Raw genomic sequence first — 22,142 nt, 5'->3', positions numbered from 1 at the left:
CGTCGACCCGGGTGCCTAGTCTGATCCCGTGGCAGCCACCTTCTCGTCGCGCGAGGCCGCCCCCGACCTCGTGCGGCCCCGCTCCGTCGCCGTCGAGGTCACCGGTCTGGTCAAGGCCTACGGCGGGCACAAGGCGGTCGACGGGGTGAGCCTCACGGCCCGGGCCGGTGAGGTGACGGCCGTGCTCGGCCCGAACGGCGCCGGCAAGACCTCCACCATCGAGTGCCTCGAGGGTTTGCGCCGACCGGACGACGGGGCGCTGCGCGTACTCGGCCTCGACCCCCAGCGCGACGGCGCCGCGCTACGCCCCCGGGTGGGCGTGATGCTGCAGGGCGGCGGTGGACTGCCCGCCGCGGCCCGCGCGGGCGACGTCCTGTCCCTGATCGCCGCCATGCACGAGAACCCGCACGAGCCGGGGGTCCTGCTCGAACGCCTCGGGCTCACCGGCAGCGCCCGGACGCCGGTCCGCCGGCTCTCGGGGGGCGAGCGGCAACGGCTCGCGCTGGCCGCCGCCCTCGTCGGGCGCCCCGACGTGGTGTTCCTGGACGAGCCGACCGCCGGGCTCGATCCGCAGTCCCGGGTCACCGTCTGGGAGCTGGTCGCGGGGCTGCGGGCGGCGGGCGTGGCCGTCGTCCTGACCACGCATCTGCTCGACGAGGCGGAGAAGCTGGCCGACCACGTCGTCCTCATCTCCGGCGGCACCGTGGTGGCCTCGGGCAGCGCGGCCGCTCTCACCGCGACCGAGGGGCACGTCGTCCGGTTCAACGCCCCCGCCGCGCTGCCGGCGGCCGCGCTGGCCGCCCGGCTGCCGGCCGCGGTGACCGTGACCGAGCCGCAGCCCGGCCAGTACCTGGTGCGGGGCACCGCCGAGTGCCCGCTGACGGCCGCGGACGTGGCCACCGTGACCGCGTGGTGCGCGGAGCTCGGCGTGATGCCGGAGGGGTTGAACCTCGGCCGGCGCAGCCTGGAGGACGTGTTCTTCGAGCTGGCGGGCACCGGGGTCGGCACGGAGGTCGACCGGGCATGAGCGCGCTCGACCTCTCCCCCGCCGGTGCGGCGGCCCCGGCCCGTGCGCGGGTCCTCGCCCAGGCCCGGTTCGACCTGCTGGCGATGCTGCGCAACGGCGAGCAGTTGCTGCTGACGCTGATCCTGCCCTTGCTGGTGCTGGTCGGTCTCGCGCGCAGCTCGTTCGTCGAAGTCACTACGGCCGCAACGGGTTCCGCGGCGCGCATCGACATCGTGACGCCTGGGGTGCTGGCCCTGGCCCTGATCTCCACGGCCTTCACCGGGCAGGCGATCGGCACGGGGTTCGACCGGCGGGCCGGGTTCCTGCGCCTGCTCGGGACGACGCCGCTCGGGCGTTCCGGTCTGCTCGCCGGGCGGGTGCTCGCCACGGTGGCGGTGCAACTGATCCAGATCGTCGTGCTCGGCGCGGCGGCCCTGGCCCTCGGCTGGTCGCCCGCCGCGTCGGGGGTGCTGCCCGCACTCGGAGTGTCCGTGCTCGGTTCCGCCGCCTTCGTGGCGCTCGGGCTGCTGCTGGCCGGGACGATGCGCGCCGAGGCCGTCCTGGCCGTGGCCAACCTCGTCTGGGTGCTGCTGCTGGCCGGTGGTGGCGTCGTGCTCTCCTCCGACCGGCTCGGCGGGTTCGGCGAAGGGGTGCGCTGGCTGCCCTCGGCGGCCCTCGGGGACGGGCTGCGAGCGGCGCTGGAGTACGGCGCCTGGCCGGGGCGCGAACTGCTGCTGCTGGCCGCCTGGGCCGTGATCATCGGGGCCGCTGCGACGCGGTGGTTCCGGTGGGATTCCTGAGGTTTCGCTCACTCTGAGCAACACGCCCCGCGGCGTCCTGTTCGGCGGTGATTCGCACCGTTACGCTGGCCCGCAGGAGGTGGGCTGATGCGGACGGACAGGTACAAGGAGTCGCCGGTCCCGGGTGCGCAGGCACTCCGATTGACCGCCCTGGCCGCGGTGCTCACGCCGCCGCGGGGCATGCACCTGCCGAGCGGGCTCGACGCCCCTCCGCGCCCGGCCGCGGAGGTGCCCCTGCCGGTCCTCGTGGCCGAGCGGTTCGCCGCCGGTGAACCGGCCGCCCTGGCCCTCGCCTATGAGCGGTACGCCGCGCTCGTGCACGGGTACGCGGTCCGGGCCCTGGGCGCCGGCCCCACGGCCGAACTGGTCGTCGAGCGCGTCTTCATCACCGCCTGGGCGCAGCGGCACACCTTCGACCCGGCCCAGAACTCCTTCGGCACCTGGCTGGTCGGGCTGACCCGGCGCGACCTGACCTGGACGCTGGTCCGGCTGGTCCCGGTCTCCACGCGTTCGGCGTCCGCCCAGGCCTCCCTGGCCCTGTCGCGGGTCGACGCGGCGCCCCTGGCCTCGGTCACTCCGATCCGTACGGGTCGGTTCACGCGGCTGCGCAGCGCGTTCGGAGCGGTCCGTGCCGCGTGACGTCTTCCCGGTCGACGCCACGGAAGGCACCGAGGTCCATCTGGTCGCCCCGCGCGACGAGGTGTGGGCGCGGATCGCGGCCGCGACCGGCGTCCCGGTGGACGCCCGGCCCGAGGAGGTCCGCCGCACCGTGACGGAGGCGTCGGTCACGGTGCTGGCCCCCGAGCTGGACCCCACCCTCCGGCCGCGCCGTCCCTGACTTCTAGGCTGTTCGCGTGACGGCGGTGCGACGGCTCCTCTCCCTGGCGGCATCCCGGGCCCACGGCCTGGGGCTGCGCCGGGTGCTGGTCTTCAACCTCGTGATGCAGGTCGTCATCATCTTCACCGGTGGCGTGGTGCGGCTGTCCGGTTCGGGGCTCGGCTGCCCGACGTGGCCCGAGTGCGTGCCGGGTTCGTACACGCCGACCGTGACGCAGGCCCAGGGGTGGCACAAGTACGTCGAGTTCGGGAACCGGCTCCTCACCTACGTTCTCGTCGCCGCCGTGGTGCTGGCCGCCCTCGCCGTCTGGCACGAGGTGAAGCTGCGGGCCCGGGGCGGCACCCCGCGCGACCGCGGGCTCGCGCGGCTGGGGCTGGTGCCCCTGCTCGGCGTCCCGGCGCAGGCCGTGATCGGCGGGGTGTCCGTGCTGACCGACCTGAACCCGTGGGTCGTGTCGCTGCACTTCCTCTGCTCGGCCCTGCTGGTCGCGGTGTCGACCTGGCTGCTGCTGCAGGCGGTTCCGTCGCGTGTCGAGCTGTCCGACGCGGCCTCCCCGCCCGCCCGCGCCGAGGTCCGGTGGCTGGTGCTGGCGGTGAGCGCGGTCGCCGCGCTCGTCGTCGTCCTGGGGACCGTGGTGACCGGCAGCGGGCCGCACTCCGGCGACGCCGACGTCTCGCACCGGTTCGGGTTCGACGTGCGGACCGTCAGCTGGTTGCACGCGGACGCCGTCTGGTTGTTCGTCGGGCTGGTCTGCGCGCTGATCCTGGCCCTCCGGCTCACCGACGCCCCTCGGGCGGCCCAGCGGCGTTCCCTCGAGCTGCTCGGTGTCACGCTGGCCCAGGGGTTGATCGGCTACGTCCAGTACTTCACGGGCGTGCCCGCCGTCCTGGTGGCCGCCCACATGGTCGGCGCGGCGCTGCTCGTCGCGGCCGTCACAGCGACGGCGCACGCGGTGCTGACCACCGGCGCCGACGTCCCTCGTCCGGCGGCGCCCGTCGCGGTGTGAGTCCTGGCGGATGAGCACGGTGTCACACAGTGCTCATCCAACGGTCGCGGTGTCACACCGTGCCCACGGTGGCGCGCAGGCTCAGAAGTGCAGGCCCACCAGCGGGTCGACGGCCACGGCGACGAAGAGCAGCGACAGGTACGTGATGGAGCCGTGGAACAGCTTCATCGGCTCCAGCGGCTCGTCCCGCTTGGCCCGGCCCAGCAGCCCGTAGGCCCCCGCGAGGAACCCGGCGCCCAGGAGCACGGCCGACACCGCGTAGATCGGGCCCGTGGGCGCGGTCGGAATGAGCAGCAGCGACCAGGCCACCATCACCCACGAGTAGACGACGATCTGCCGGGCCACGGTCACCGTGTCGGCCACCACGGGCAGCATCGGCACGCCGGCGGCGGCGTAGTCGTCCTTGTAGCGCAGGGACAGCGGCCAGTAGTGCGGCGGCGTCCAGAGGAACACGATCCCGAACAGAACGAACGGGGCGACGTCGAGCCGGCCGGTGACACTGGACCAGCCGATCAGCGCGGGCAGGCAGCCCGCCACGCCGCCCCAGACGATGTTCTGCGGGGTGCGGCGCTTGAGCAGCAGCGTGTAGAAGAAGACGTAGAGCAGGATCGCGGCGAGGGCGAGCACCGCCGAGATCAGGTTGACCGTCCAGGTGAGCTGGACGAACGACACGACGCCCAGGACGACGCCGAAGACCAGCGCGCCGCGCGGCGACACCTCACCGGTGACCAGCGGCCGCCCCTCGGTGCGGCGCATCTCCTTGTCGATGTCGCGGTCGATGTACATGTTCAGCGTGTTGGCGCTGCCGGCGGCCAGGCTGCCCCCGACCAGCGTGGCCAGGATCAGCCACACCGACGGCAGGCCCTGCTGGGCCAGGATCATCGACGGGACGGTCGTCACCAGCAGCAGCTCGATGATCCGCGGCTTGGTCAGCGCGACGTAGGCGTTCACCTTGCGCAGGGCGCGGCGGCCGGGGCTCTGCCGGGCGCCCGCGACGACCTGGAGGGACTCCCCCGAGGGCGCCGACAGCTCCAGACCCGGGGCGGCGGGCGGGACGACGGGCACGTGCCGCGGAGTCGCGGTGAGCCCGGTCGCCGCCTCGCGGCGCGGTTCGACTGCGGTCACGGTCGCACACTGTACGCGGGGGCGACTCCGGTCGGGTGACCCCCCTGGGCATGTCCGGGGGCATCTCTCACCGGACGTTCATCCTCCGTCCGCCCGAGCCTGACTGGACAGGCGCCCCGCCACCAGGAGACTAGGCTGATCACGTAGCGCGAGGGGCTTTCTATGGAAAGGATCCGAGATCGCCGTGACTGACACCGCGACCGGTACGCACAGCACCGACTCCGCAGCCGAACTGGACTGGTCGAAGCTCGACGAGCGGGCGGTCGACACCGTCCGGCTGCTCGCCGCCGACGCGGTCCAGAAGGTCGGCAACGGCCACCCCGGGACGGCGATGAGCCTGGCCCCCGTGGCCTACCTGCTGTTCCAGAAGCTGATGAAGCACGACCCGACCGACCCCCAGTGGCCGGCCCGCGACCGGTTCGTGCTCTCCGCCGGCCACAGCAGCCTCACCCTGTACATCCAGCTCTACCTGGCCGGGTACGGCCTGGAGCTGGAGGACCTGAAGGCGCTGCGCACGTGGGGTTCACTCACCCCGGCGCACCCCGAGTACGGGCACACGGCCGGCGTCGAGATCACGACCGGCCCGCTGGGTCAGGGGCTGGCCAGCTCGGTCGGCATGGCGATGGCCGCGCGCCGCGAGCGCGGGCTGCTGCAGCCCGACGCCCCGGCCGGTGAGGGTCTCTTCGACCACACCGTCTGGGTGATCGCCTCCGACGGCGACATCGAGGAGGGCGTGACCTCCGAGGCGTCGTCGCTGGCCGGCACCCAGGAACTGGGCAACCTCGTCGTGATCTACGACAAGAACCACATCTCCATCGAGGACGACACCGACGTCGCGCTGTCCGAGGACACCGCGGCCCGCTACCGGGCCTACGGCTGGGACGTGCACGAGGTCGACTGGACGGCGGGTGGCGACTACCACGAGGACGTCGCGGGTCTGTACAAGACGCTGCTGAAGGCGAAGGCCACGACCGACAAGCCGTCGATCGTCGTGCTCCGCACGATCATCGCGTGGCCGGCGCCGAACAAGCAGAACACCGGCGCCTCGCACGGTTCGGCGCTGGGCGCCGACGAGATCGCGGCCACCAAGGAGATCCTGGGCTTCCCGACGGACGAGAGCTTCGTCGTCGAGCCCGAGGTGATCGAGCACACCCGGAAGGCGCAGGAGCGAGGCCAGGCGCTGCGCGCCGCGTGGCTCGAGGAGTTCACCGCCTGGCAGAAGAGCGACCCGGAACGAGCCGCCCTGCAGGAGCGCCTCGCCGTCCGGCGGCTGCCCGACGGCTGGCAGACCAACCTGCCCACGTTCGAGGGCGGGAAGGACGTCGCGACCCGCAAGGCGTCCGGCGCCGTGCTCGACTCGCTGGCCGCGGCGCTGCCGGAGCTGTGGGGCGGCTCGGCGGACCTGGCCGAGAGCAACAACACGACCATGAAGGGCGAGCCGTCGTTCCTGCCGGACGCCCGGCAGACGGACATGTGGAAGGGCTCGGTCTACGGGCGCACGCTGCACTTCGGCATCCGTGAGCACGCCATGGGTTCGATCATGAACGGCATCGCGCTGTCGGGCGGGACGCGCGTGTACGGCGCGACGTTCCTGACCTTCAGCGACTACATGCGCCCCGCCGTCCGGCTGGCGGCGTTGATGCGGCTCCCGGTCACGTACGTCTGGACGCACGACTCGATCGGCCTCGGCGAGGACGGGCCGACCCACCAGCCGGTCGAGCACCTGGCCGCCCTGCGGGCGATGATCGGGCTGGACGTCGTCCGCCCGGCCGACGCCAACGAGACGGCCTGGGCGTGGCGCACCATCCTCGAGCACACCGACCGGCCCGCCGGTCTCATCCTCACCCGCCAGAACGTGCCGACGTTCGAGCGTGGCCCGGACGCCTTCAACGCCGCCGACGGGACGGCGCGGGGCGGCTACATCCTCGCCGAGGCCGACGGCGGCGCGCCGAAGGTGATCCTGATCGGTACCGGTTCCGAGGTTCAGCTGGCCGTCGAGGCGCGCGAAACCCTTCAGGCGGAGGGCATTCCGACCCGAGTGGTCTCGATGCCGTGCCGGGAGTGGTTCGACGAGCAGGACGCCAACTACCGCGCCAGCGTCCTGCCGCACACCGTGCGCGCCCGGGTCTCGGTCGAGGCCGGGATCGCGCAGGGCTGGCGGGAGCTGGTCGGAGACGCCGGTCGGATCGTCTCGCTGGAGCACTACGGCGCGTCGGCCGACTTCAAGACGCTGTACCGGGAGTTCGGGATCACCGCCGAGGCGGTGGCCGCGGCGGCCCGCGACAGCATCGCCGCGGCCGAGGCCTGAGCTTCGAGAACTACTCCGCGGTCGAGACTTTCAGGAGGAATGACGATGTCGAACTACCCAGCGATAGATGCCCTGGCCGAGAACGGCGTGTCCGTGTGGCTGGACGACCTGTCCCGCGAACTCCTCGAGGGCGGTGACCTGAAGCGGCTCATCGCCGAGAAGGGCGTCGTCGGGGTCACGAGCAACCCGACGATCTTCGCCAGCGCGCTGGCCAAGGGCGACCGCTACGAGGAGCAGGTCAAGGGCCTGGTCGGGGCCGGCGCCGACACCGAGCGGGCCGTCTTCGAGATCACCACGGACGACGTCCGCGCGGCCTGCGACATGTTCGCGCCGCTGTACGAGTCGACCGGGCACCTCGACGGGCGCGTGTCGCTCGAGGTCGACCCGCGGCTGGCCCACGAGTACGAGAAGACGATCGAGTCGGCGCGCCTGCTCTGGCAGACCGTCGACCGGCCGAACCTGATGATCAAGATCCCGGCCACCGTCGAGGGGCTCCCGGCGATCCGCGACGCGATCGGCGACGGGATCAGCGTGAACGTGACGCTGATCTTCAGCCTCGAGCGGTACCGGGCCGTCATGGAGGCCTTCCTCGAGGGCCTCGAGCGGGCCCGGGAGAAGGGCCTCGACCTGGCCGAGATCCAGTCCGTGGCCTCGTTCTTCGTCTCCCGGGTCGACACCGAGATCGACAAGCGGCTGACGGCGATCGGCACGGACGAGGCGAACGCGCTGAAGGGCAAGGCCGGCATCGCCAACGCCCGGCTCGCCTACCAGGCCTACGAGGAGGTGTTCGGCACCGCCCGCTGGGCGGCGCTCGAGGACGCCGGGGCGCGGGCCCAGCGCCCGCTGTGGGCCTCCACGGGCGTCAAGGACCCGAACTACCCCGACACGATGTACGTGACGGAGCTGGTCGCGTCCAACACGGTCAACACCATGCCGGGGGCCACGCTCGACGCGGTGGCCGACCACGGCGAGATCACCGGCGACACCGTGCACGGCACCTACGAGGAGGCCGCCGCGCTGCTCGACCGCCTCGACGGGCTGGGCATCAGCTACGACGAGGTCGTCGACCTGCTCGAGGTCGAGGGCGTGGAGAAGTTCGAGAAGTCGTGGACCGAACTGCTCGCCACGGTGACCGACGAGCTCGACCGGGCCAAGGCCCAGGTCGAGGGCAACTGAGCAGAGCGGAGAACCGGGGAATGAACGACAGCACCGACTGGCCGGCCGACGACGCCGCCGGCCTGGCCGTCTTCACGGCCGGGGACGACGCCCGCGCGGCTCTGGCGACCCACCTCGCCACCCTGGTGGCCGACAAGGTGGCCGGCCGCATCGCGGCCCAGGACGCCACGCTGTGGGGGCCCGAGGCCGAGTCCGAGGCATCCATCCGGCTGAGCTGGGTCGGCCTGGCCGACTCGTCGCGACCGCTCGTCGAGCCGATCCTGGCCCTGCGGGCGGAACTGCAGGCCGAGGGCGTCGACCGTGTCGTGCTGTGCGGCATGGGCGGCTCGTCGCTGGCCCCCGAGGTGATCGCGGCCGAGGCCGGGGTCGACCTCGTGGTGCTGGACAGCACCGACCCGGGTCAGGTCGCGGCCGCGCTCGTGGAGCTGGAGCGCACGGTCATCGTGGTCTCCAGCAAGTCCGGTTCCACGGTCGAGACGGACAGCCAGCGGCGGGTGTTCGAGAAGGCGTTCACCGACGCCGGCATCGACGCCGCGTCCCGGATCGTCATCGTCACCGACCCGGGCTCGCCGCTCGAGGCCGCGTCGAAGGAGGCCGGGTACCGGAAGGTCTTCAACGCGGATCCCGGGGTCGGCGGCCGGTTCTCGGCGCTGACGGCGTTCGGGCTGGTGCCCTCGGGGCTGGCCGGGGTCGACATCGGCGGGCTGCTCGACGAGGCCGCCTCGGTCAGTGACCTCCTGGCGGAGGACTCGGAGAGCAACCCGGCGCTGGTCCTCGGGGCCGTGCTGGGCGCCTCCCCCGCCTCCGACGGCGGGCTGCACGACAAGATCCTCATCACCGACTCCGGTTCCGGCCTACCGGGTTTCGGCGACTGGGCCGAGCAGCTCATCGCCGAGTCCACCGGCAAGGACCACACTGGCGTGCTGCCGGTCGTCGTCCCGTCCGGCCGGGCGCCGGAGTCCGGCGCCTTCGACGTCGTCCAGGTCTCGCTGCTCGCCCCGGAGTCCGACGGGCTGCCCGACGGGGACGGTGCGGCACGGGCCGGGGTCCGGGGTCCGTTGGGCGCCCAGTTCCTGCTCTGGGAGTACGCGGTCGCGGTGGCCGGGCGCCTGCTCGGCATCAACCCCTTCGACCAGCCCGACGTCGAGAGCGCCAAGAAGGCCGCCCGCGGCCTGCTCGACGCCACCCCGGCGCCCGAACCGGCCCTGGCCACCGACGCGGGCATCGAGATCCGCGCCCACGGAGACTTCCTCCCCGCCTCGACGAGCGGTTCGGTCACCGTCGTGGACGCCGTCTCGGCCCTGCTCGGGCAGCTCGGTGACCGCGGTTTCGTCGCCGTGATGGCCTACCTGGACCGGCTCACGAACGCCCGGCTGGCCGACGTCCGTGACGGCCTGGCCGCGGTCACCGGACGCCCGGTCACGTTCGGCTGGGGGCCGCGGTTCCTGCACTCCACGGGCCAGTTCCACAAAGGCGGCCCGCCGGTCGGCGTGTACCTGCAGATCACCGCCGACCACCCGGACGACCTGGCGATCCCGGACCGGCCGTTCACCTTCGGGCAGCTGATCTCGGCCCAGGCCGCGGGTGATGCGACCGTGCTGGCCGAGCACGACCGGCCGGTGCTACGGCTCAACCTGACCGGGGCGGGAGCGCTCGAGCAGTTGATCGGGGCGCTGGGTCAGGCCCGGCGCGCGTGAGCCCGTCGACCTACCGGTCCAACCCGCTCCGGGACGAACGCGACCGCCGGCTGCCCCGCATCGCCGGATCCTGCGGCATGGTGATGTTCGGGGTGACCGGCGACCTCGCGCGCAAGAAGCTGATGCCGGCCATCTACGACCTGGCCAACCGGGGCCTGCTGCCGCCGGGGTTCTCGCTGGTCGGGTTCGCCCGCCGCGACTGGGCCGACCAGGACTTCGGCGAGGTCGTGCACGAGGCCGTCAAGCAGCACGCGCGCACGCCGTTCCGGGAACCGGTCTGGCGCCAGCTCGCCGAGGGATTCCGCTTCGTACCGGGCTCTTTCGACGACGACGACGCCTTCGACCGGCTCGCCGACACGGTCCGCGAGCTGGACGAGGTCCGCGGCACGGGCGGCAACCACGCCTTCTACCTGTCCATCCCGCCCGGTGCCTTCCCGACCGTCGTCAAGCAGCTTTCCCGTTCGGGGCTGGCCGACGCCGGGACCGGGCCGGACGGCGAGCACTGGCGCCGGGTCGTGATCGAGAAGCCCTTCGGGCACGACCTCAAGTCGGCCCGGCAGCTGAACGAGATCGTCGAGTCGGTGTTCCCGCAGGACTCGGTGTTCCGGATCGACCACTACCTCGGCAAGGAGACGGTCCAGAACCTGCTCGCGCTGCGGTTCGCGAACCAGCTGTACGAGCCGATCTGGAACAACAACTACGTCGACCACGTGCAGATCACGATGGCCGAGGACATCGGGATCGGCGGCCGGGCCGGCTACTACGACGGCATCGGGGCCGCCCGGGACGTGATCCAGAACCACCTCCTGCAACTGCTCGCCCTGACGGCGATGGAGGAGCCGGTGTCCTTCGACGCGCGCGACCTGCGCGCCGAGAAGCAGAAGGTGCTGTCCGCCGTCCGCCTGCCCCCGGACCTCGACAAGCACACCGCCCGCGGGCAGTACGCCGCCGGGTGGCAGGGCAATGAGCAGGTGATCGGGTACCTCGACGAGGACGGCATCCCGCAGGACTCGACCACCGAGACGTTCGCGGCGATCCGGCTGGACATCGACACCCGCCGCTGGGCCGGGGTGCCGTTCTACCTGCGGACCGGTAAGCGGCTCGGGCGGCGCGTCACCGAGATCGCGGTCGTGTTCAAGCGGGCCCCCCACCTGCCGTTCGACAACACCGCCACCGAGGAACTCGGCCACAACGCCATCGTGATCCGGGTCCAGCCGGACGAGGGCGTGACCATCCGGTTCGGCTCGAAGGTGCCGGGCACGTCGATGGAGGTCCGCGACGTGAACATGGACTTCGGGTACGGGCATTCGTTCACCGAATCCTCGCCCGAGGCCTACGAACGGCTCATCCTCGACGTCCTGCTCGGCGACCCGCCGCTGTTCCCGCGGCACGAGGAGGTCGAGCTGTCCTGGCGGATCCTCGACCCGATCACCGCGCACTGGGCCCGCCGCGGTCAGCCCGAGCCGTACACCAGCGGTCGCTGGGGGCCCGACTCCGCGCACGCCATGCTGGAGCGCGACGGACGGACCTGGAGGCGGCCGTGATCATCGACCTGCCGAACACCGGCACCTCCGCGCTCACCCACCGGCTGGTCAGCGTGCGCGGGGACGGCGGGGCCTCGGCACTGAGCCGGGTCCTCACGCTCGTGGTGGTCACCGAGGACGACGTCGCCGACGCGGCGATCGAGATCGCCGTCGACGCCAGCCGGGAACACCCGAGCCGCGTGATCGCCGTCGTGCGGGGCAACCGGCGCGGCACGTCACGCCTCGACGCGCAGATCCGGATCGGCGGCGACGCCGGGGCGTCGGAGGTGATCGTGCTGCGGATGTACGGGCCGCTGGCCGAACACGGCGACAGCGTCATCGTGCCGCTGCTGCTGCCGGATGCGCCCGTCGTCGTCTGGTGGTCCGGGGCCGGCCCGGACGTCCCCTCGGAGGACCCGATCGGCCGGATGGGGCAGCGCCGCATCACCGACGCGGCCCGGGCCAAGAACCCGGTGAAGTGGCTGCAGCAACTGGCGGTCGGGCACGCCCCCGGGGACACGGACCTGGCCTGGAGCCGGATCACCCGCTGGCGGTCCGTGCTGGCCGCCGCCCTCGACACGCGCCCCTACGAGCGGGTCACGAAGATCTCCGTGACCGGTGGGTCCGACTCCCCCAGCCTCGAGCTGCTGGCCGACTGGCTCGGCACGGCCCTCGACGCGCCGGTGACGAAGCACCGGGGGGACGCCGGGAGCGGGGTGACCGCCGTGACCCTCACCCGGGCGTCCGGTCCGATCACCCTGGAGCGCCCCGGCGGCACCGTCGGAACGCTCACCCAGCCCGGGCGTCCCGAGCGGCGGATCGCCATGCAACGGCGGACCGACACCGACTGCCTGGTCGAGGAGCTGCGCCGGCTCGACCCGGACGAACTGTTCGGCGAGGTCCTCCGGGCCGGGGTGCCGCAGAAGCGGACCGCGGCGAAGAAGTCTCCCGCCCGGAAGACGTCCGGAAAGGTGCAGGCATGACCCGGCAGCTCCTGGTGCACGACACCCCGCAGACCCTCGCCGCGGCGGCGGCCGCCCGTCTGGTGACCGAGGTCGTCGACGCGATCGCGGCGCGGGGCCGGGCGCACGTCGTCCTGACCGGCGGATCCAACGGCAACGCGCTGATGGCAGCCCTGGCCGCCTCGCCCGCCCGGACGGCCGTCGACTGGCACCGGGTCGACTTCTACTGGGGGGACGAGCGTTTCGTGCCCGCGGACGACGACGACCGGAACGAGAAGCAGGCTCGCGCCGCCCTGCTGGACGCCCTCGACCTGGACCCGCGCACCGTGCACGCCATGCCGCCCAGCGACGGCCCGGACGGGGACGACGTGGACGCGGCCGCCAACCGGTACGCCGCCGACCTGGTGGCCGCGGGCGGCGGCGCGGTACCCGAGTTCGACGTCGTCCTGCTCGGCGTCGGTCCCGACGGGCACGTCGCGTCGCTCTTCCCGGGGCACCCCGGGCTGGCCGTCGGCGACCACTCGGTGATCGCCGTCCGGGAATCCCCCAAGCCCCCGCCCACCCGGATCACCCTGACGATGCCGGTGCTCTGCTCGTCCCGGCAGGTCTGGCTGCTGGCCAGCGGGGCCGGGAAGGCCGAGGCGGTGGCCAAGGCGCTCACCCCGGTACCCGGGGAGCCCACCCTGCCCGCCCGCCGCGTCCACGGCGAGCAGCGCACCCTCTGGTTCCTGGACCGCGAGTCCGCCCCTGCCCCCTGAGTGCGCGGTGATCATGCACAAACGCATGATGCCCCGCGCCGGGTCTGAACCCGGTCAGCGGGGCATCATGCGTTTGTGCATGATCACCGCAGGAGTCAGCGGATGAGCTTGCGCGCCCGCAGCGAGGCCAGCGCCTCATCGAGGATGGCCTGACCGTCGGCGTCGCTACGACGCTCCTTCACGTAGGCCAGGTGCGTCTTGTAGGGCTCGTTGCGCGGGGGCGACGGCGGGGTGGTCTGGTCCTGGCCGGCCGGGAACCCGCAGCGCGGGCAGTCCCAGGTCTCCGGCGGCTGGACGCCGACCTCCTCCGAGAAGCTCGGGGTGGTCTCGTGGCCGTTCGCGCACCAGTACGAGATACGGAACCGGGGAGCTGCGTCGCCGCGCTCCGCCTCGCCCATCGGCCCTGCTCCGACCCGGCTGCCGCGAATCGCGTTGCCACTGGCCACGTCTGACCCTCCTTGAAAGCTGTGTAGCTGAACGGTCTCGTCAGCTGGTGGTCGGGAAGAAGCGGGTGAGCAGGTTCAGCAGCACGATGGCGGTGCCCCACACCAGCCCGGTCGCGACGGTGAACCGGTTGAGGTTGCGCTCGGCTACGCCGGAGCTGCCCATGCTGGAGCTCATCCCACCGCCGAACATGTCCGAGAGGCCGCCACCCCGACCCTTGTGCATCAGGATCAACAACGTGAGGATCAGGCTGGTCACGGCCAGCAGGCCCTGGAGGATGTAGCGAAGCGCGGTCACGAGGTCCTCGTCGGTCGAAGTGCCTGGTCGAACTCTTGCGGTCTGCGGCCCGTTCCGGGTCGCAGACACACAGCGTAAGCGATTCCGGGAGCTTATCCGGACAGGTTGCGGCAGGAAGAATCGGGCAATCCCCTTGACACCTGTTCAGTTCGAGCAGGTTCAGCGGGTGACGTGGTCCCGGTACCGGGCGATCGACGCGAACTCGGCCGGGTCGATGCTCGCCCCGCCCACCAGCGCGCCGTCCACGTCCTCCTGGGCCATGATCCCGGCGACGTTGGCCGCCTTGACCGACCCGCCGTAGAGCACGCGCACGCCGTCGGCCAGCGACTGGGAGTACAGCTGGGCCAGTTTGTCCCGGACCGCCGCGCAGACCTCCTGCGCGTCCTCCGGCGTGGCCACCTCGCCCGTGCCGATCGCCCAGACCGGCTCGTAGGCGATGACGATCGTGGCCACCTGCTCGGCGGTGAGATCGGTCAGCGCCGCCTCGAGCTGGGCCGTGCAGTGGTCGACGTGGGTGGCCGCCTTGCGGACCTCGAGCCCCTCACCGATGCACAGGATCGGGGTCAGCCCGTGCCGGAACGCCGCGACCAGCTTGGCGTTGACCAGGGCGTCGGTCTCGCCGTGGTACTCGCGCCGCTCGCTGTGCCCGACCGCCACGTACGAGCAGCCCAGCTTCGCCAGCATCGCGCCCGAGATCTCGCCCGTGTAGGCGCCGGCCTCGTGCTGGGACAGGTCCTGGGCGCCGAACTTGAGCTTCAGCTTGTCGCCGTCGATCAGCGTCTGCACCGAGCGCAGGTCGGTGAACGGGGGCAGGACGGCGACCTCGACGGCGTCGAAGTCGTGCTTCGCGTCCTGCAGCGACCAGGCCAGCTTCTGCACCAGGTGCGCCGCCTGCTGGTGGTCCAGGTTCATCTTCCAGTTCCCCGCCATGAGCGGGGTGCGTCCTGAATCTGCAGTCGTACCAGTGGCCACGGGCTCAGCTCTCCAGAACGGTCAGGCCTGGGAGCGTCTTGCCCTCCAGGAACTCCAGGCTGGCCCCGCCACCGGTCGAGATGTGACCGAAGGCGTCCTCGTCGAATCCGAGGGTCCGCACGGCGGCGGCGGAGTCACCGCCGCCGACCACGCTGAACCCGGACGACGACGCCAGGGCCTGCGCGACGGCGCGGGTTCCGCCGGCGTAGGCCTCCACCTCGAACACGCCCATCGGGCCGTTCCAGAACACGGTCCGCGCGTCGGACAGCTTGTCGGCGAACAGGGTCGCCGACAGGGGGCCGATGTCCAGGCCCATCCGGTCGGCCGGGATCGCCTCGGCCGCGAACACCTCGGCGCCCTCCTCCGAGAAGCCCGGTGCGGCCACCACGTCCACCGGCAGGATGACCTCGACGCCCTGCGCCTCGGCCCGGGCCAGGTAGCCGCGGACCGTCTCGAGCTGGTCCTCCTCGAGCAGGCTCTGGCCCACCTCGTAGCCCTGGGCCTTCAGGAACGTGAAGAGCATCCCGCCGCCGATCAGCAACCGGTCGGCGACCTCGAGCAGGTTGTCGATGACCCCGAGCTTGTCGGACACCTTCGACCCGCCGAGCACGACGGCGTAGGGCCGGGCCGGGTTCTCGGTGAGCTTCTTCAGCACCTCGACCTCGGCCAGCACCAGGCCGCCGGCCGCGTGCGGCAGGCGCTGCGCGACGTCGTACACCGAGGCCTGCTTGCGGTGGACGACGCCGAACCCGTCGCTCACGTACGCGTCGGCCAGGGCGGCCAGCTCGTCCGCGAACGCGCCGCGCTCGGCGTCGTCCTTGCTCGTCTCCCCCGCGTTGAACCGCAGGTTCTCCAGGACGACGATCTCGCCGTCGGCCATCGCCTCGACCGCGGCCTTCGCGGACTCGCCGACGGTGTCCTCCGCGAGCGTGACGCTCACGCCCGGCAGCAGCTCGCAGGCCCGGCCGACGGCCGGCTGCAGCGAGTACTTCGGGTCGGGCTCACCCTTCGGACGCCCGAGGTGGGCGCACACGATCACCTTGGCGCCGGCGTCCAGCAGCCGCTGCCAGGTGGGCACGGAGGCGCGGACCCGGCCGTCGTCGGTGACCGCCCCCGTCTCCTTGTCCAACGGGACGTTCAGGTCGCTGCGGACCAGAACGCGCTTGCCCTTGAGGTCACCGAGGTCGTCGATGGTCAGCATCGGCGAGATCCGTCCTTCGTCGCGGGGGGCGGGTCAGAGAGAGGCGCCGACGAGGACCGTGAGGTCCACGAGCCGGTTCGAGTAGCCCCACTCGTTGTCGTACCAGCCGACGACCTTGACCTGGTCGCCGATCACCTTGGTCAGGCCCGAGTCGAAGATGCACGACGCCGGGTCGGTGACGATGTCGGTGGAGACGATCTCGTCGGTCGTGTACTTCAGGAAGCCCTTGAGAGCGCCCTCGGCGGCGGCCTTCACGATCTCGTTGACCTCCTCGACCGTCGTCTCGCGGGACGCGGTGAAGGTCAGGTCCGTGGCCGAGCCGGTCGGCGTCGGCACGCGCAGCGCGTAGCCGTCGAGCTTGCCCTTCAGCTCCGGCAGCACCAGGCTCACGGCCTTCGCCGCACCGGTGCTGGTCGGCACGATGTTCAGGGCGGCGGCGCGGGCCCGGCGCAGGTCCTTGTGGGGGCCGTCCTGCAGGTTCTGGTCCTGCGTGTAGGCATGGATCGTGGTCATCAGACCGCGCTCGATGCCCAGGCCGTCGTTGAGGGCCTTGGCCATGGGGGCCAGGCAGTTCGTGGTGCACGAGGCGTTGCTGATGATGGTGTGCGCGGCCGGGTCGTACAGCTCGTGGTTGACGCCCATCACGACCGTGATGTCCTCGTTCTTGGCCGGCGCCGAGATGATGACCTTCTTCGCGCCGCCGTCGACGTGGGCCTTGGCCTTGGTCGCGTCGGTGAAGATGCCGGTCGACTCGATGACGACGTCGGCGCCGAGGTCCTTCCACGGCAGGGCCGCGGGGTCGCGCTCGGCGAGCGCCTTGAAGCTCTTGCCGTCGACGGAGATCTCGTCGCCCGTGAAGCTGACCTCGCCGTCGAGACGGCCCAGGATCGAGTCGTACTTCAGCAGGTGCGCCAGGGTCTTGTTGTCGGTGAGGTCGTTGACACCGACGATCTCGATGTCGGCACCCGCCGCCCGGGCGGCGCGGAAGAAGTTGCGGCCGATTCGGCCGAAGCCGTTGATCCCTACGCGAACGGTCACGCGACTGTTCCCCTTCGAAGCTGGACGTCTGCCCACGGTCTGCGAGCACCGCCAACCCTACCGTCGCTGCTCAGGCGGCAGATGTCCGGTCACCGTGTCCGGACACACACTTGAGCCGCGCCTCAGGCGTCGAGCATCTCCGGGGTCAGGTTCGCCTCGGTGCCCGGGATCCCCTGGTCCGAGGCCCGCTTGTCCGCCATCGCCAGCAGGCGCCGGATGCGCCCGGCCACGGCGTCCTTGGTCATCGGCGGGTCGGCGAGCTGGCCGAGCTCCTCGAGGCTGGCCTGCTTGTGGGCGAGGCGCAGCTGGCCGGCGATCTTCAGGTGGTCGGGGACCTCCTCGCCGAGGATGTCGAGGGCCCGTTCGACCCGCGCGCCCGCGGCGACCGCGGCGCGGGCCGAGCGCCGCAGGTTGGCGTCGTCGAAGTTGGCCAGCCGGTTGGCGGTGGCCCGGACCTCGCGGCGCATCCGCCGTTCCTCCCAGGCCAGGACGGCGTCGTGGGCGCCGAGGCGGGTCAGCAGGGCGGCGATCGTGTCGCCGTCCCGGATCACCACGCGGTCGACGCCGCGCACCTCACGGGCCTTGGCCTGGACGCCGAGCCGGCGGGCCGCGCCGACCAGGGCCAGGGCGGCCTCGGGGCCGGGGCAGGTGACCTCGAGGGCCGACGACCGGCCCGGTTCGGTCAGGGAGCCGTGGGCCAGGAAGGCCCCGCGCCAGGCGGCCTCGGCGTCGCAGGTGGCGCCGGAGACGACCTGCGGCGGCAGCCCGCGGACGGGCCGGCCCCGGCCGTCGACGAGCCCGGTCTGGCGGGCCAGGGCGTCGCCGTCCTTGGTCACCCGGACGACGTACCGGCTGCCGCGGCGCAACCCACCGGGGGCCAGGACGACGACGTCGGAGCCGTGGCCGTAGACGTCGGCGATGTCCCGGCGCAGCCGCCGGGCGGTCTGGCCGGTGTCGAGCTCGGCCTCGACCACGATCCGGCCGCTCACGATGTGCAGGCCGCCCGCGAACCGGAGCAGGGCCGAGACCTCGGCCTTCCGGCAGCAGGGCTTCGTCACCTGGAGCCGGCTGAGTTCGTCCTTCACCACTGCGGTCAGAGCCATGTGAACCATCCTCGCACCGGGGTCAAACACCCCGCTCGGCCGACCGGTGGACGCCCCGCGTCCCCCGAAGGGGGTGCTCGGGGCGTCCGGTCAGGGTGCCTGCAGCACCGACCGGACCGGGAACCGGACGACGACCCGCAGGCCGCCCCCGGGCCGGGGCCTCACGTCGAGGTCGGCCCCGTGGGCGCCGACCACGGCGGCCACGATGGCCAGGCCCAGCCCGCTGCCGGGCGCTTCGCCGACCCCCGGGGACCGGGTCCGCCCGGTCCCCCGCACGAACGGCTCGGTGAGGCGGGGCACCAGGTCGGGGGGCACGTCCGGCCCGGTGTTCTCGACCGACACGAACGAGCGGCCGAGCGGGTCCCGACCGGTGACGATCCAGACGGTCCCTCCGGACACGTTGTGCACCAGGGCGTTCCGGAGCAGGTTGTCGGCCAGCGCGCCGAGCTGGGCGCGGTCGCCGAGCACGGTCGCCGAGTCCGTCGACGTCTCCACCCGGACCCGGTCGGGCGGGACCTGGGCCTCGAGGCTCTCCTCCATGATCAGCGCCAGGTCGCACGGCCGGGGCCCGGCCACCCCGTCGGTGCGCTCCACCCGGCTCAGCTGCAGGAGCGCCTCGAGCGTGTCGATCGCCCGGTCGTTGGTCTCGGCCAGGCGGCGCAGCAGTTCGTCGACGTCGCGCCCGGCCGGGTCGGCCCGGGCCACCTGGAGCATCGTCTTCATCACCGCGTGCGGGGTGCGCAGTTCGTGCGAGGCGTTGGCCGTGAACCGGCGCTGCTCCTCGAAGGTGCTCTCCAGCCGGTCCAGCATCCGGTCGAAACCGTCGGCCAGGCGGCGGAACTCGTCGTCCCGGCCGGGCATCCGGACCCGGTTCCAGAGCCAGCCCTGCCCCGCCGTCCGGACCGCCGCGCCGAGCAGCTCCAGGGGTCGCAGCACCCGGCCGGCCAGCAGCCACCCGCCGGTCAGGCCCACCACGGCGAGGAAGCCGATCATCAGCAGGCAGAGCGGGACGGCGACCGCCAGCAGGTCATGGCGGTCGGGCGCGAACCCGCCAGGCCGCGCCGGCACGAGACGACCGGTCGGTGCGTAGCGCAGGAGCAGCAGCAGGACCACACTGAACAGGGCGCCGGCCGCCACCAGGAACCCGGCGTAGCTCAGGGTCAACCGCCACCGGACGCTCAGACCCGGGGCGCGGGGCACCGGGGAATCCGGGGAATCCGGGGAATCCACGGGCCGGCCCGTCACGGCGCCCCGAACCGGTACCCGGAGCCGGGCAGGGTGTGGATCAGCTGCGGTTCGCCGAGGCGGCGGCGCAGGGTGGAGATGGTGATCCGGACGGCGTTGGTGAAGGGGTCGGCGTTGGCGTCCCAGGCCCGCTCCAGCAGGTCTTCGGCGCTGACCACACCCCCGGCCGACTCCATCAGCACGGTGAGCACGGCGAACTGCTTGCGGGTCAGGGCCACGTACCGGCCGTCGCGGAACACCTCGCGTCGGAACGGGTCGAGCCGCACCCCGGACCGTTCCAGCACCGGCGGGCGTCCGGTCGCGGGCCGCCGGGCCAGGGCCCGCAGCCGGAGCACCAGTTCGCGCAGCTCGAAGGGTTTGGTCAGGTAGTCGTCGGCCCCCAGCTCGAACCCGCTCGCCTTGTCGTCGAGCCGATCGGCCGCGGTCACCATGATGATCCGGGGGCCGTCGCCCCCGGCCGCGACCGCCCGCGCGACGTCGTCCCCGGGCACCGTGGGCAGGTCCCGGTCGAGCACCACCACGTCGTAGGTGTTGACGGCCAGCAGTTCGAGGGCCTGCGCACCGTCGAGGGCGACGTCCGCGGCGATCGCCTCCAGCCGCAGCCCGTCGCGGACGGCATCGGCCAGGTAGGGCTCGTCCTCCACCACCAACACCCGCACCCCGGCCACCCTAGGCGAGGGGGCGTATCGCCGATGTATGCCGAACGCGGGACGCCCCGGTGGTCGCTCAGGCGGTGCCGAACAGGTCCCGGTAGGCGGCCGCGAGCCGCAGCGGGTCGTGGTGGTCCGCCCCCGCGGCGACGTGCCGCAGCAGCAGCCCCGCGCCCAGGTCGTTCGCCACGCGCGCGAGCGCGCGCCCGTCGTCCACCGAGGACGGGTCGGCGAGGACGGCGTCGATCCGCAGCTGCGGGGCGTGGGCGGCGAGCACCTCGAGGTGCGCCTCGGGTGAGAAGCCCTCGGTCTCGCCCTGCTGCGGGGTCAGGTTCAGGGTCACGCACCGGCGGGCCTTCGTGGTCCGCAGCGCCTCGGCCAGACCCGGGACCTTCAGGTGCGGGATCACGCTGGTGAACCACGACCCGGGCCCGAGCACGACCCAGTCGGCGTCGAGGATCGCCTCGACCGCCTCCGGGCAGGCCGGCGGGTCCTCCGGCAGCAGCCGGACCGCGTCGACGTGCCCGGACGTGGTGGCCACCGCGACCTGCCCGCGCACGACGGTCAGGTCGTCCGGGGCGCCCGGGTCGAGGCCGCGCACGGTGGCCTCGATGTCGAGCGGCACCGACGTCATCGGCAGTACCCGGCCGCGCGCGTTGAGCAGCCTGGCCACCGTGTCCAGCCCGGCGACCGCGTCGCCCAGCACCTCCCAGAGCGTGACGATCAGCAGGTTGCCCATCGCGTGGTCGTGCAGGCTGCCCGCGCTGGCGAACCGGTGCTGCAGCACGTCCCGCCACAGCAGGCCCCACTCGCCGTCGTCGCACAGCGCGGACAACGCCATCCGCAGGTCGCCGGGCGGCAGGACGCCGAACTCTCGCCGCAACCGCCCGCTGGAACCCCCGTCGTCCGCGACGGTGACGACCGCGGTCAGCTGGTCGGTCAGGAGGCGGAGCGCCGCGAGGCTGGCGGCGAGGCCGTGACCGCCGCCCAGCGCGACGACCTTCGGGCCCCGGCGGCTGGGGATCGGCCCGGCTTCGGGTTGCACCATTCCCCTACTCCCGCCCCAGGTCCCGGTGGACGGCGGTCACGGCCACGACGCCCGGGACGGCGAGCCGCTGGCTGAGCTGCTCGACCATCGCGACCGAGCGGTGCTTGCCGCCCGTGCACCCGACGGCGATCGTCGCGTACCGCTTGTTCTCCCGGACGTACCCCTTCAGCACGGGTTCGAGCGCCGCCGTGTACCGGTCCAGGAACTCGACGGCCCCCTCCCGGCTGAGCACGTACTCGGCGACGTCGGGGTCGAGACCCGTGTGGGCCTTCAGCTCCGGCACCCAGAACGGGTTGGGCAGGAACCGGATGTCGGCGACCAGGTCGGCGTCCAGCGGCAACCCGTACTTGAAGCCGAACGACATGACCAGGAGGCGGATCTGGGGGTCGCCGGGGTCGCCGAACAAGGTGATGATCTTGCTGGAGAGTTCGTGCACGTTGAGCCGGGACGTGTCGACCACGGTGTCGGCCTCACCGCGCAGCTCGCCGAGCATGATCCGTTCCTCGACGATGCCGTCCAGCGGGGCGCCGGCGCCCTGCAGCGGGTGCGGCCGGCGGACCGACTCGAACCGCCGGACCAGGACGTCGTCGGTCGCGTCCAGGAACAGCAGCCGGGTGCGCGTGCCCCGGGCCCGGGCCTGCGCGAGCGCCGCGTTGAGGGCGGGGAAGAACGTGCGCCCCCGGACGTCGACCGCCACCGCCACCCGCGGCAGCGCCGGCGCGGCCTTGGCGGTCAGGTCCGCCAGGTCGCCGATCAGTTGCGGCGGCAGGTTGTCGACCACGTACCAGCCGAGGTCCTCCAGCGCTTTCGCGGCCGTGCTGCTGCCCGCGCCGGACATACCGGTGATCACCAACAGCTCCGGCCGCAGCGTTTCGTCCACGCCGTCGGCGGCCACCCCAGTCGTCACGGTCCACAGCCTGTCAGACGCCGGGGCCCGGACTGCGC

Annotated in this window: 22 protein-coding genes; 11 read left to right on the top strand and 11 right to left on the bottom strand. The window is 72.7% G+C overall.

Annotation, left to right across the window (positions count from 1 at the left end; all coding sequences use genetic code 11):
• The first annotated feature begins 28 nt into the window (after nucleotides 1-28).
• The 5 genes from ACIB24_RS18230 to ACIB24_RS18210 all read left to right on the top strand — a co-directional run bounded on the left by ACIB24_RS18230 (nucleotide 29) and on the right by ACIB24_RS18210 (nucleotide 3,650).
• Nucleotides 29-1,027: an ABC transporter ATP-binding protein gene (locus ACIB24_RS18230; protein WP_398283270.1), complete on the top strand. Its 999-nt coding sequence runs from the start codon at nucleotides 29-31 to the stop codon at nucleotides 1,025-1,027.
• Nucleotides 1,024-1,806, top strand: a complete 783-nt coding sequence (locus tag ACIB24_RS18225) for an ABC transporter permease (RefSeq protein ID WP_398283268.1) — start codon at nucleotides 1,024-1,026, stop codon at nucleotides 1,804-1,806. The genes ACIB24_RS18230 and ACIB24_RS18225 overlap by 4 nt, the downstream gene beginning before the upstream one ends.
• A gap of 87 nt (nucleotides 1,807-1,893) precedes the next feature.
• Nucleotides 1,894-2,445 (top strand): sigma factor, encoded by a 552-nt coding sequence (locus ACIB24_RS18220; protein WP_398283266.1) that lies wholly within the window; start codon nucleotides 1,894-1,896, stop codon nucleotides 2,443-2,445.
• The gene (locus ACIB24_RS18215) at nucleotides 2,435-2,644 is read left to right on the top strand and encodes a hypothetical protein (protein ID WP_398283264.1); all 210 of its coding nucleotides are present in this window, start codon (nucleotides 2,435-2,437) and stop codon (nucleotides 2,642-2,644) included. Before ACIB24_RS18220 ends, ACIB24_RS18215 begins: the two co-directional genes overlap by 11 nt.
• A gap of 16 nt (nucleotides 2,645-2,660) precedes the next feature.
• Complete coding sequence (locus ACIB24_RS18210) at nucleotides 2,661-3,650, top strand: heme A synthase (RefSeq protein WP_398283262.1); 990 nt, start codon at nucleotides 2,661-2,663, stop codon at nucleotides 3,648-3,650.
• A gap of 81 nt (nucleotides 3,651-3,731) precedes the next feature.
• On the opposite strand, the gene ACIB24_RS18205 is transcribed toward ACIB24_RS18210, so the two are convergent.
• Entirely contained in the window at nucleotides 3,732-4,679 is a 948-nt protein-coding gene (locus ACIB24_RS18205; RefSeq protein ID WP_398283620.1) for a heme o synthase, read from the bottom strand.
• A gap of 280 nt (nucleotides 4,680-4,959) precedes the next feature.
• On the opposite strand from ACIB24_RS18205, the gene tkt reads away from it, so the two are divergent.
• The 6 genes from tkt to pgl are packed head-to-tail and all read left to right on the top strand — an operon-like array spanning nucleotide 4,960 to nucleotide 13,199.
• Nucleotides 4,960-7,083 carry a transketolase gene (gene tkt, locus ACIB24_RS18200; protein ID WP_398283260.1) on the top strand — a complete coding sequence of 708 codons (2,124 nt, stop codon included), beginning with the start codon at nucleotides 4,960-4,962 and terminating at the stop codon, nucleotides 7,081-7,083.
• Between the two features lie 45 nt (nucleotides 7,084-7,128).
• On the top strand, nucleotides 7,129-8,259 hold the full coding sequence (gene tal, locus ACIB24_RS18195) for a transaldolase (RefSeq protein ID WP_398283258.1): 1,131 nt from the start codon (nucleotides 7,129-7,131) through the stop codon (nucleotides 8,257-8,259).
• Nucleotides 8,260-8,279: 20 nt separating this feature from the next.
• On the top strand, nucleotides 8,280-9,956 hold the full coding sequence (locus ACIB24_RS18190; protein ID WP_398283256.1) for a glucose-6-phosphate isomerase: 1,677 nt from the start codon (nucleotides 8,280-8,282) through the stop codon (nucleotides 9,954-9,956).
• Nucleotides 9,953-11,500: a glucose-6-phosphate dehydrogenase gene (gene zwf / locus ACIB24_RS18185; protein ID WP_398283254.1), complete on the top strand. Its 1,548-nt coding sequence runs from the start codon at nucleotides 9,953-9,955 to the stop codon at nucleotides 11,498-11,500. The genes ACIB24_RS18190 and zwf overlap by 4 nt, the downstream gene beginning before the upstream one ends.
• Nucleotides 11,497-12,462 carry a glucose-6-phosphate dehydrogenase assembly protein OpcA gene (locus tag ACIB24_RS18180; protein WP_398283252.1) on the top strand — a complete coding sequence of 322 codons (966 nt, stop codon included), beginning with the start codon at nucleotides 11,497-11,499 and terminating at the stop codon, nucleotides 12,460-12,462. Before zwf ends, ACIB24_RS18180 begins: the two co-directional genes overlap by 4 nt.
• Nucleotides 12,459-13,199, top strand: a complete 741-nt coding sequence (gene pgl, locus ACIB24_RS18175) for a 6-phosphogluconolactonase (protein WP_398283250.1) — start codon at nucleotides 12,459-12,461, stop codon at nucleotides 13,197-13,199. The genes ACIB24_RS18180 and pgl overlap by 4 nt, the downstream gene beginning before the upstream one ends.
• A 95-nt stretch (nucleotides 13,200-13,294) precedes the next feature.
• Here the strand turns inward: pgl and ACIB24_RS18170 are convergent, their stop codons facing one another.
• The 10 genes from ACIB24_RS18170 to rapZ form a co-directional block, all read right to left on the bottom strand.
• On the bottom strand, nucleotides 13,295-13,645 hold the full coding sequence (locus ACIB24_RS18170) for an RNA polymerase-binding protein RbpA (protein WP_398283248.1): 351 nt from the start codon (nucleotides 13,643-13,645) through the stop codon (nucleotides 13,295-13,297).
• A 40-nt stretch (nucleotides 13,646-13,685) separates the two neighbouring features.
• The gene (gene secG / locus ACIB24_RS18165; protein ID WP_398283246.1) at nucleotides 13,686-13,940 is read right to left on the bottom strand and encodes a preprotein translocase subunit SecG; all 255 of its coding nucleotides are present in this window, start codon (nucleotides 13,938-13,940) and stop codon (nucleotides 13,686-13,688) included.
• Between the two features lie 159 nt (nucleotides 13,941-14,099).
• Complete coding sequence (gene tpiA, locus ACIB24_RS18160) at nucleotides 14,100-14,870, bottom strand: triose-phosphate isomerase (protein ID WP_398283244.1); 771 nt, start codon at nucleotides 14,868-14,870, stop codon at nucleotides 14,100-14,102.
• 46 nt (nucleotides 14,871-14,916) lie between these two features.
• The gene (locus ACIB24_RS18155; RefSeq protein WP_398283242.1) at nucleotides 14,917-16,113 is read right to left on the bottom strand and encodes a phosphoglycerate kinase; all 1,197 of its coding nucleotides are present in this window, start codon (nucleotides 16,111-16,113) and stop codon (nucleotides 14,917-14,919) included.
• Nucleotides 16,114-16,146: 33 nt separating this feature from the next.
• Complete coding sequence (gene gap / locus ACIB24_RS18150; protein WP_398283240.1) at nucleotides 16,147-17,151, bottom strand: type I glyceraldehyde-3-phosphate dehydrogenase; 1,005 nt, start codon at nucleotides 17,149-17,151, stop codon at nucleotides 16,147-16,149.
• Between the two features lie 122 nt (nucleotides 17,152-17,273).
• The gene (gene whiA, locus ACIB24_RS18145) at nucleotides 17,274-18,254 is read right to left on the bottom strand and encodes a DNA-binding protein WhiA (RefSeq protein WP_398283238.1); all 981 of its coding nucleotides are present in this window, start codon (nucleotides 18,252-18,254) and stop codon (nucleotides 17,274-17,276) included.
• A 90-nt stretch (nucleotides 18,255-18,344) separates the two neighbouring features.
• The gene (locus tag ACIB24_RS18140) at nucleotides 18,345-19,454 is read right to left on the bottom strand and encodes a sensor histidine kinase (RefSeq protein WP_398283236.1); all 1,110 of its coding nucleotides are present in this window, start codon (nucleotides 19,452-19,454) and stop codon (nucleotides 18,345-18,347) included.
• 41 nt (nucleotides 19,455-19,495) lie between these two features.
• The gene (locus tag ACIB24_RS18135) at nucleotides 19,496-20,158 is read right to left on the bottom strand and encodes a response regulator transcription factor (protein WP_398283234.1); all 663 of its coding nucleotides are present in this window, start codon (nucleotides 20,156-20,158) and stop codon (nucleotides 19,496-19,498) included.
• Between the two features lie 67 nt (nucleotides 20,159-20,225).
• Nucleotides 20,226-21,197 carry a uridine diphosphate-N-acetylglucosamine-binding protein YvcK gene (locus tag ACIB24_RS18130; protein WP_398283231.1) on the bottom strand — a complete coding sequence of 324 codons (972 nt, stop codon included), beginning with the start codon at nucleotides 21,195-21,197 and terminating at the stop codon, nucleotides 20,226-20,228.
• A 4-nt stretch (nucleotides 21,198-21,201) separates the two neighbouring features.
• Nucleotides 21,202-22,104, bottom strand: a complete 903-nt coding sequence (gene rapZ, locus ACIB24_RS18125; protein ID WP_398283229.1) for an RNase adapter RapZ — start codon at nucleotides 22,102-22,104, stop codon at nucleotides 21,202-21,204.
• Nucleotides 22,105-22,142: the final 38 nt, after the last annotated feature.

The sequence above is a fragment of the Spongisporangium articulatum genome (assembly GCF_044465595.1).
Lineage (GTDB): Bacteria > Actinomycetota > Actinomycetes > Actinomycetales > Kineosporiaceae > Spongisporangium > Spongisporangium articulatum.
The sequence above is the reverse complement of the archived record's forward strand: the minus strand, read 5'-3'. Positions and strand labels throughout refer to the sequence as shown.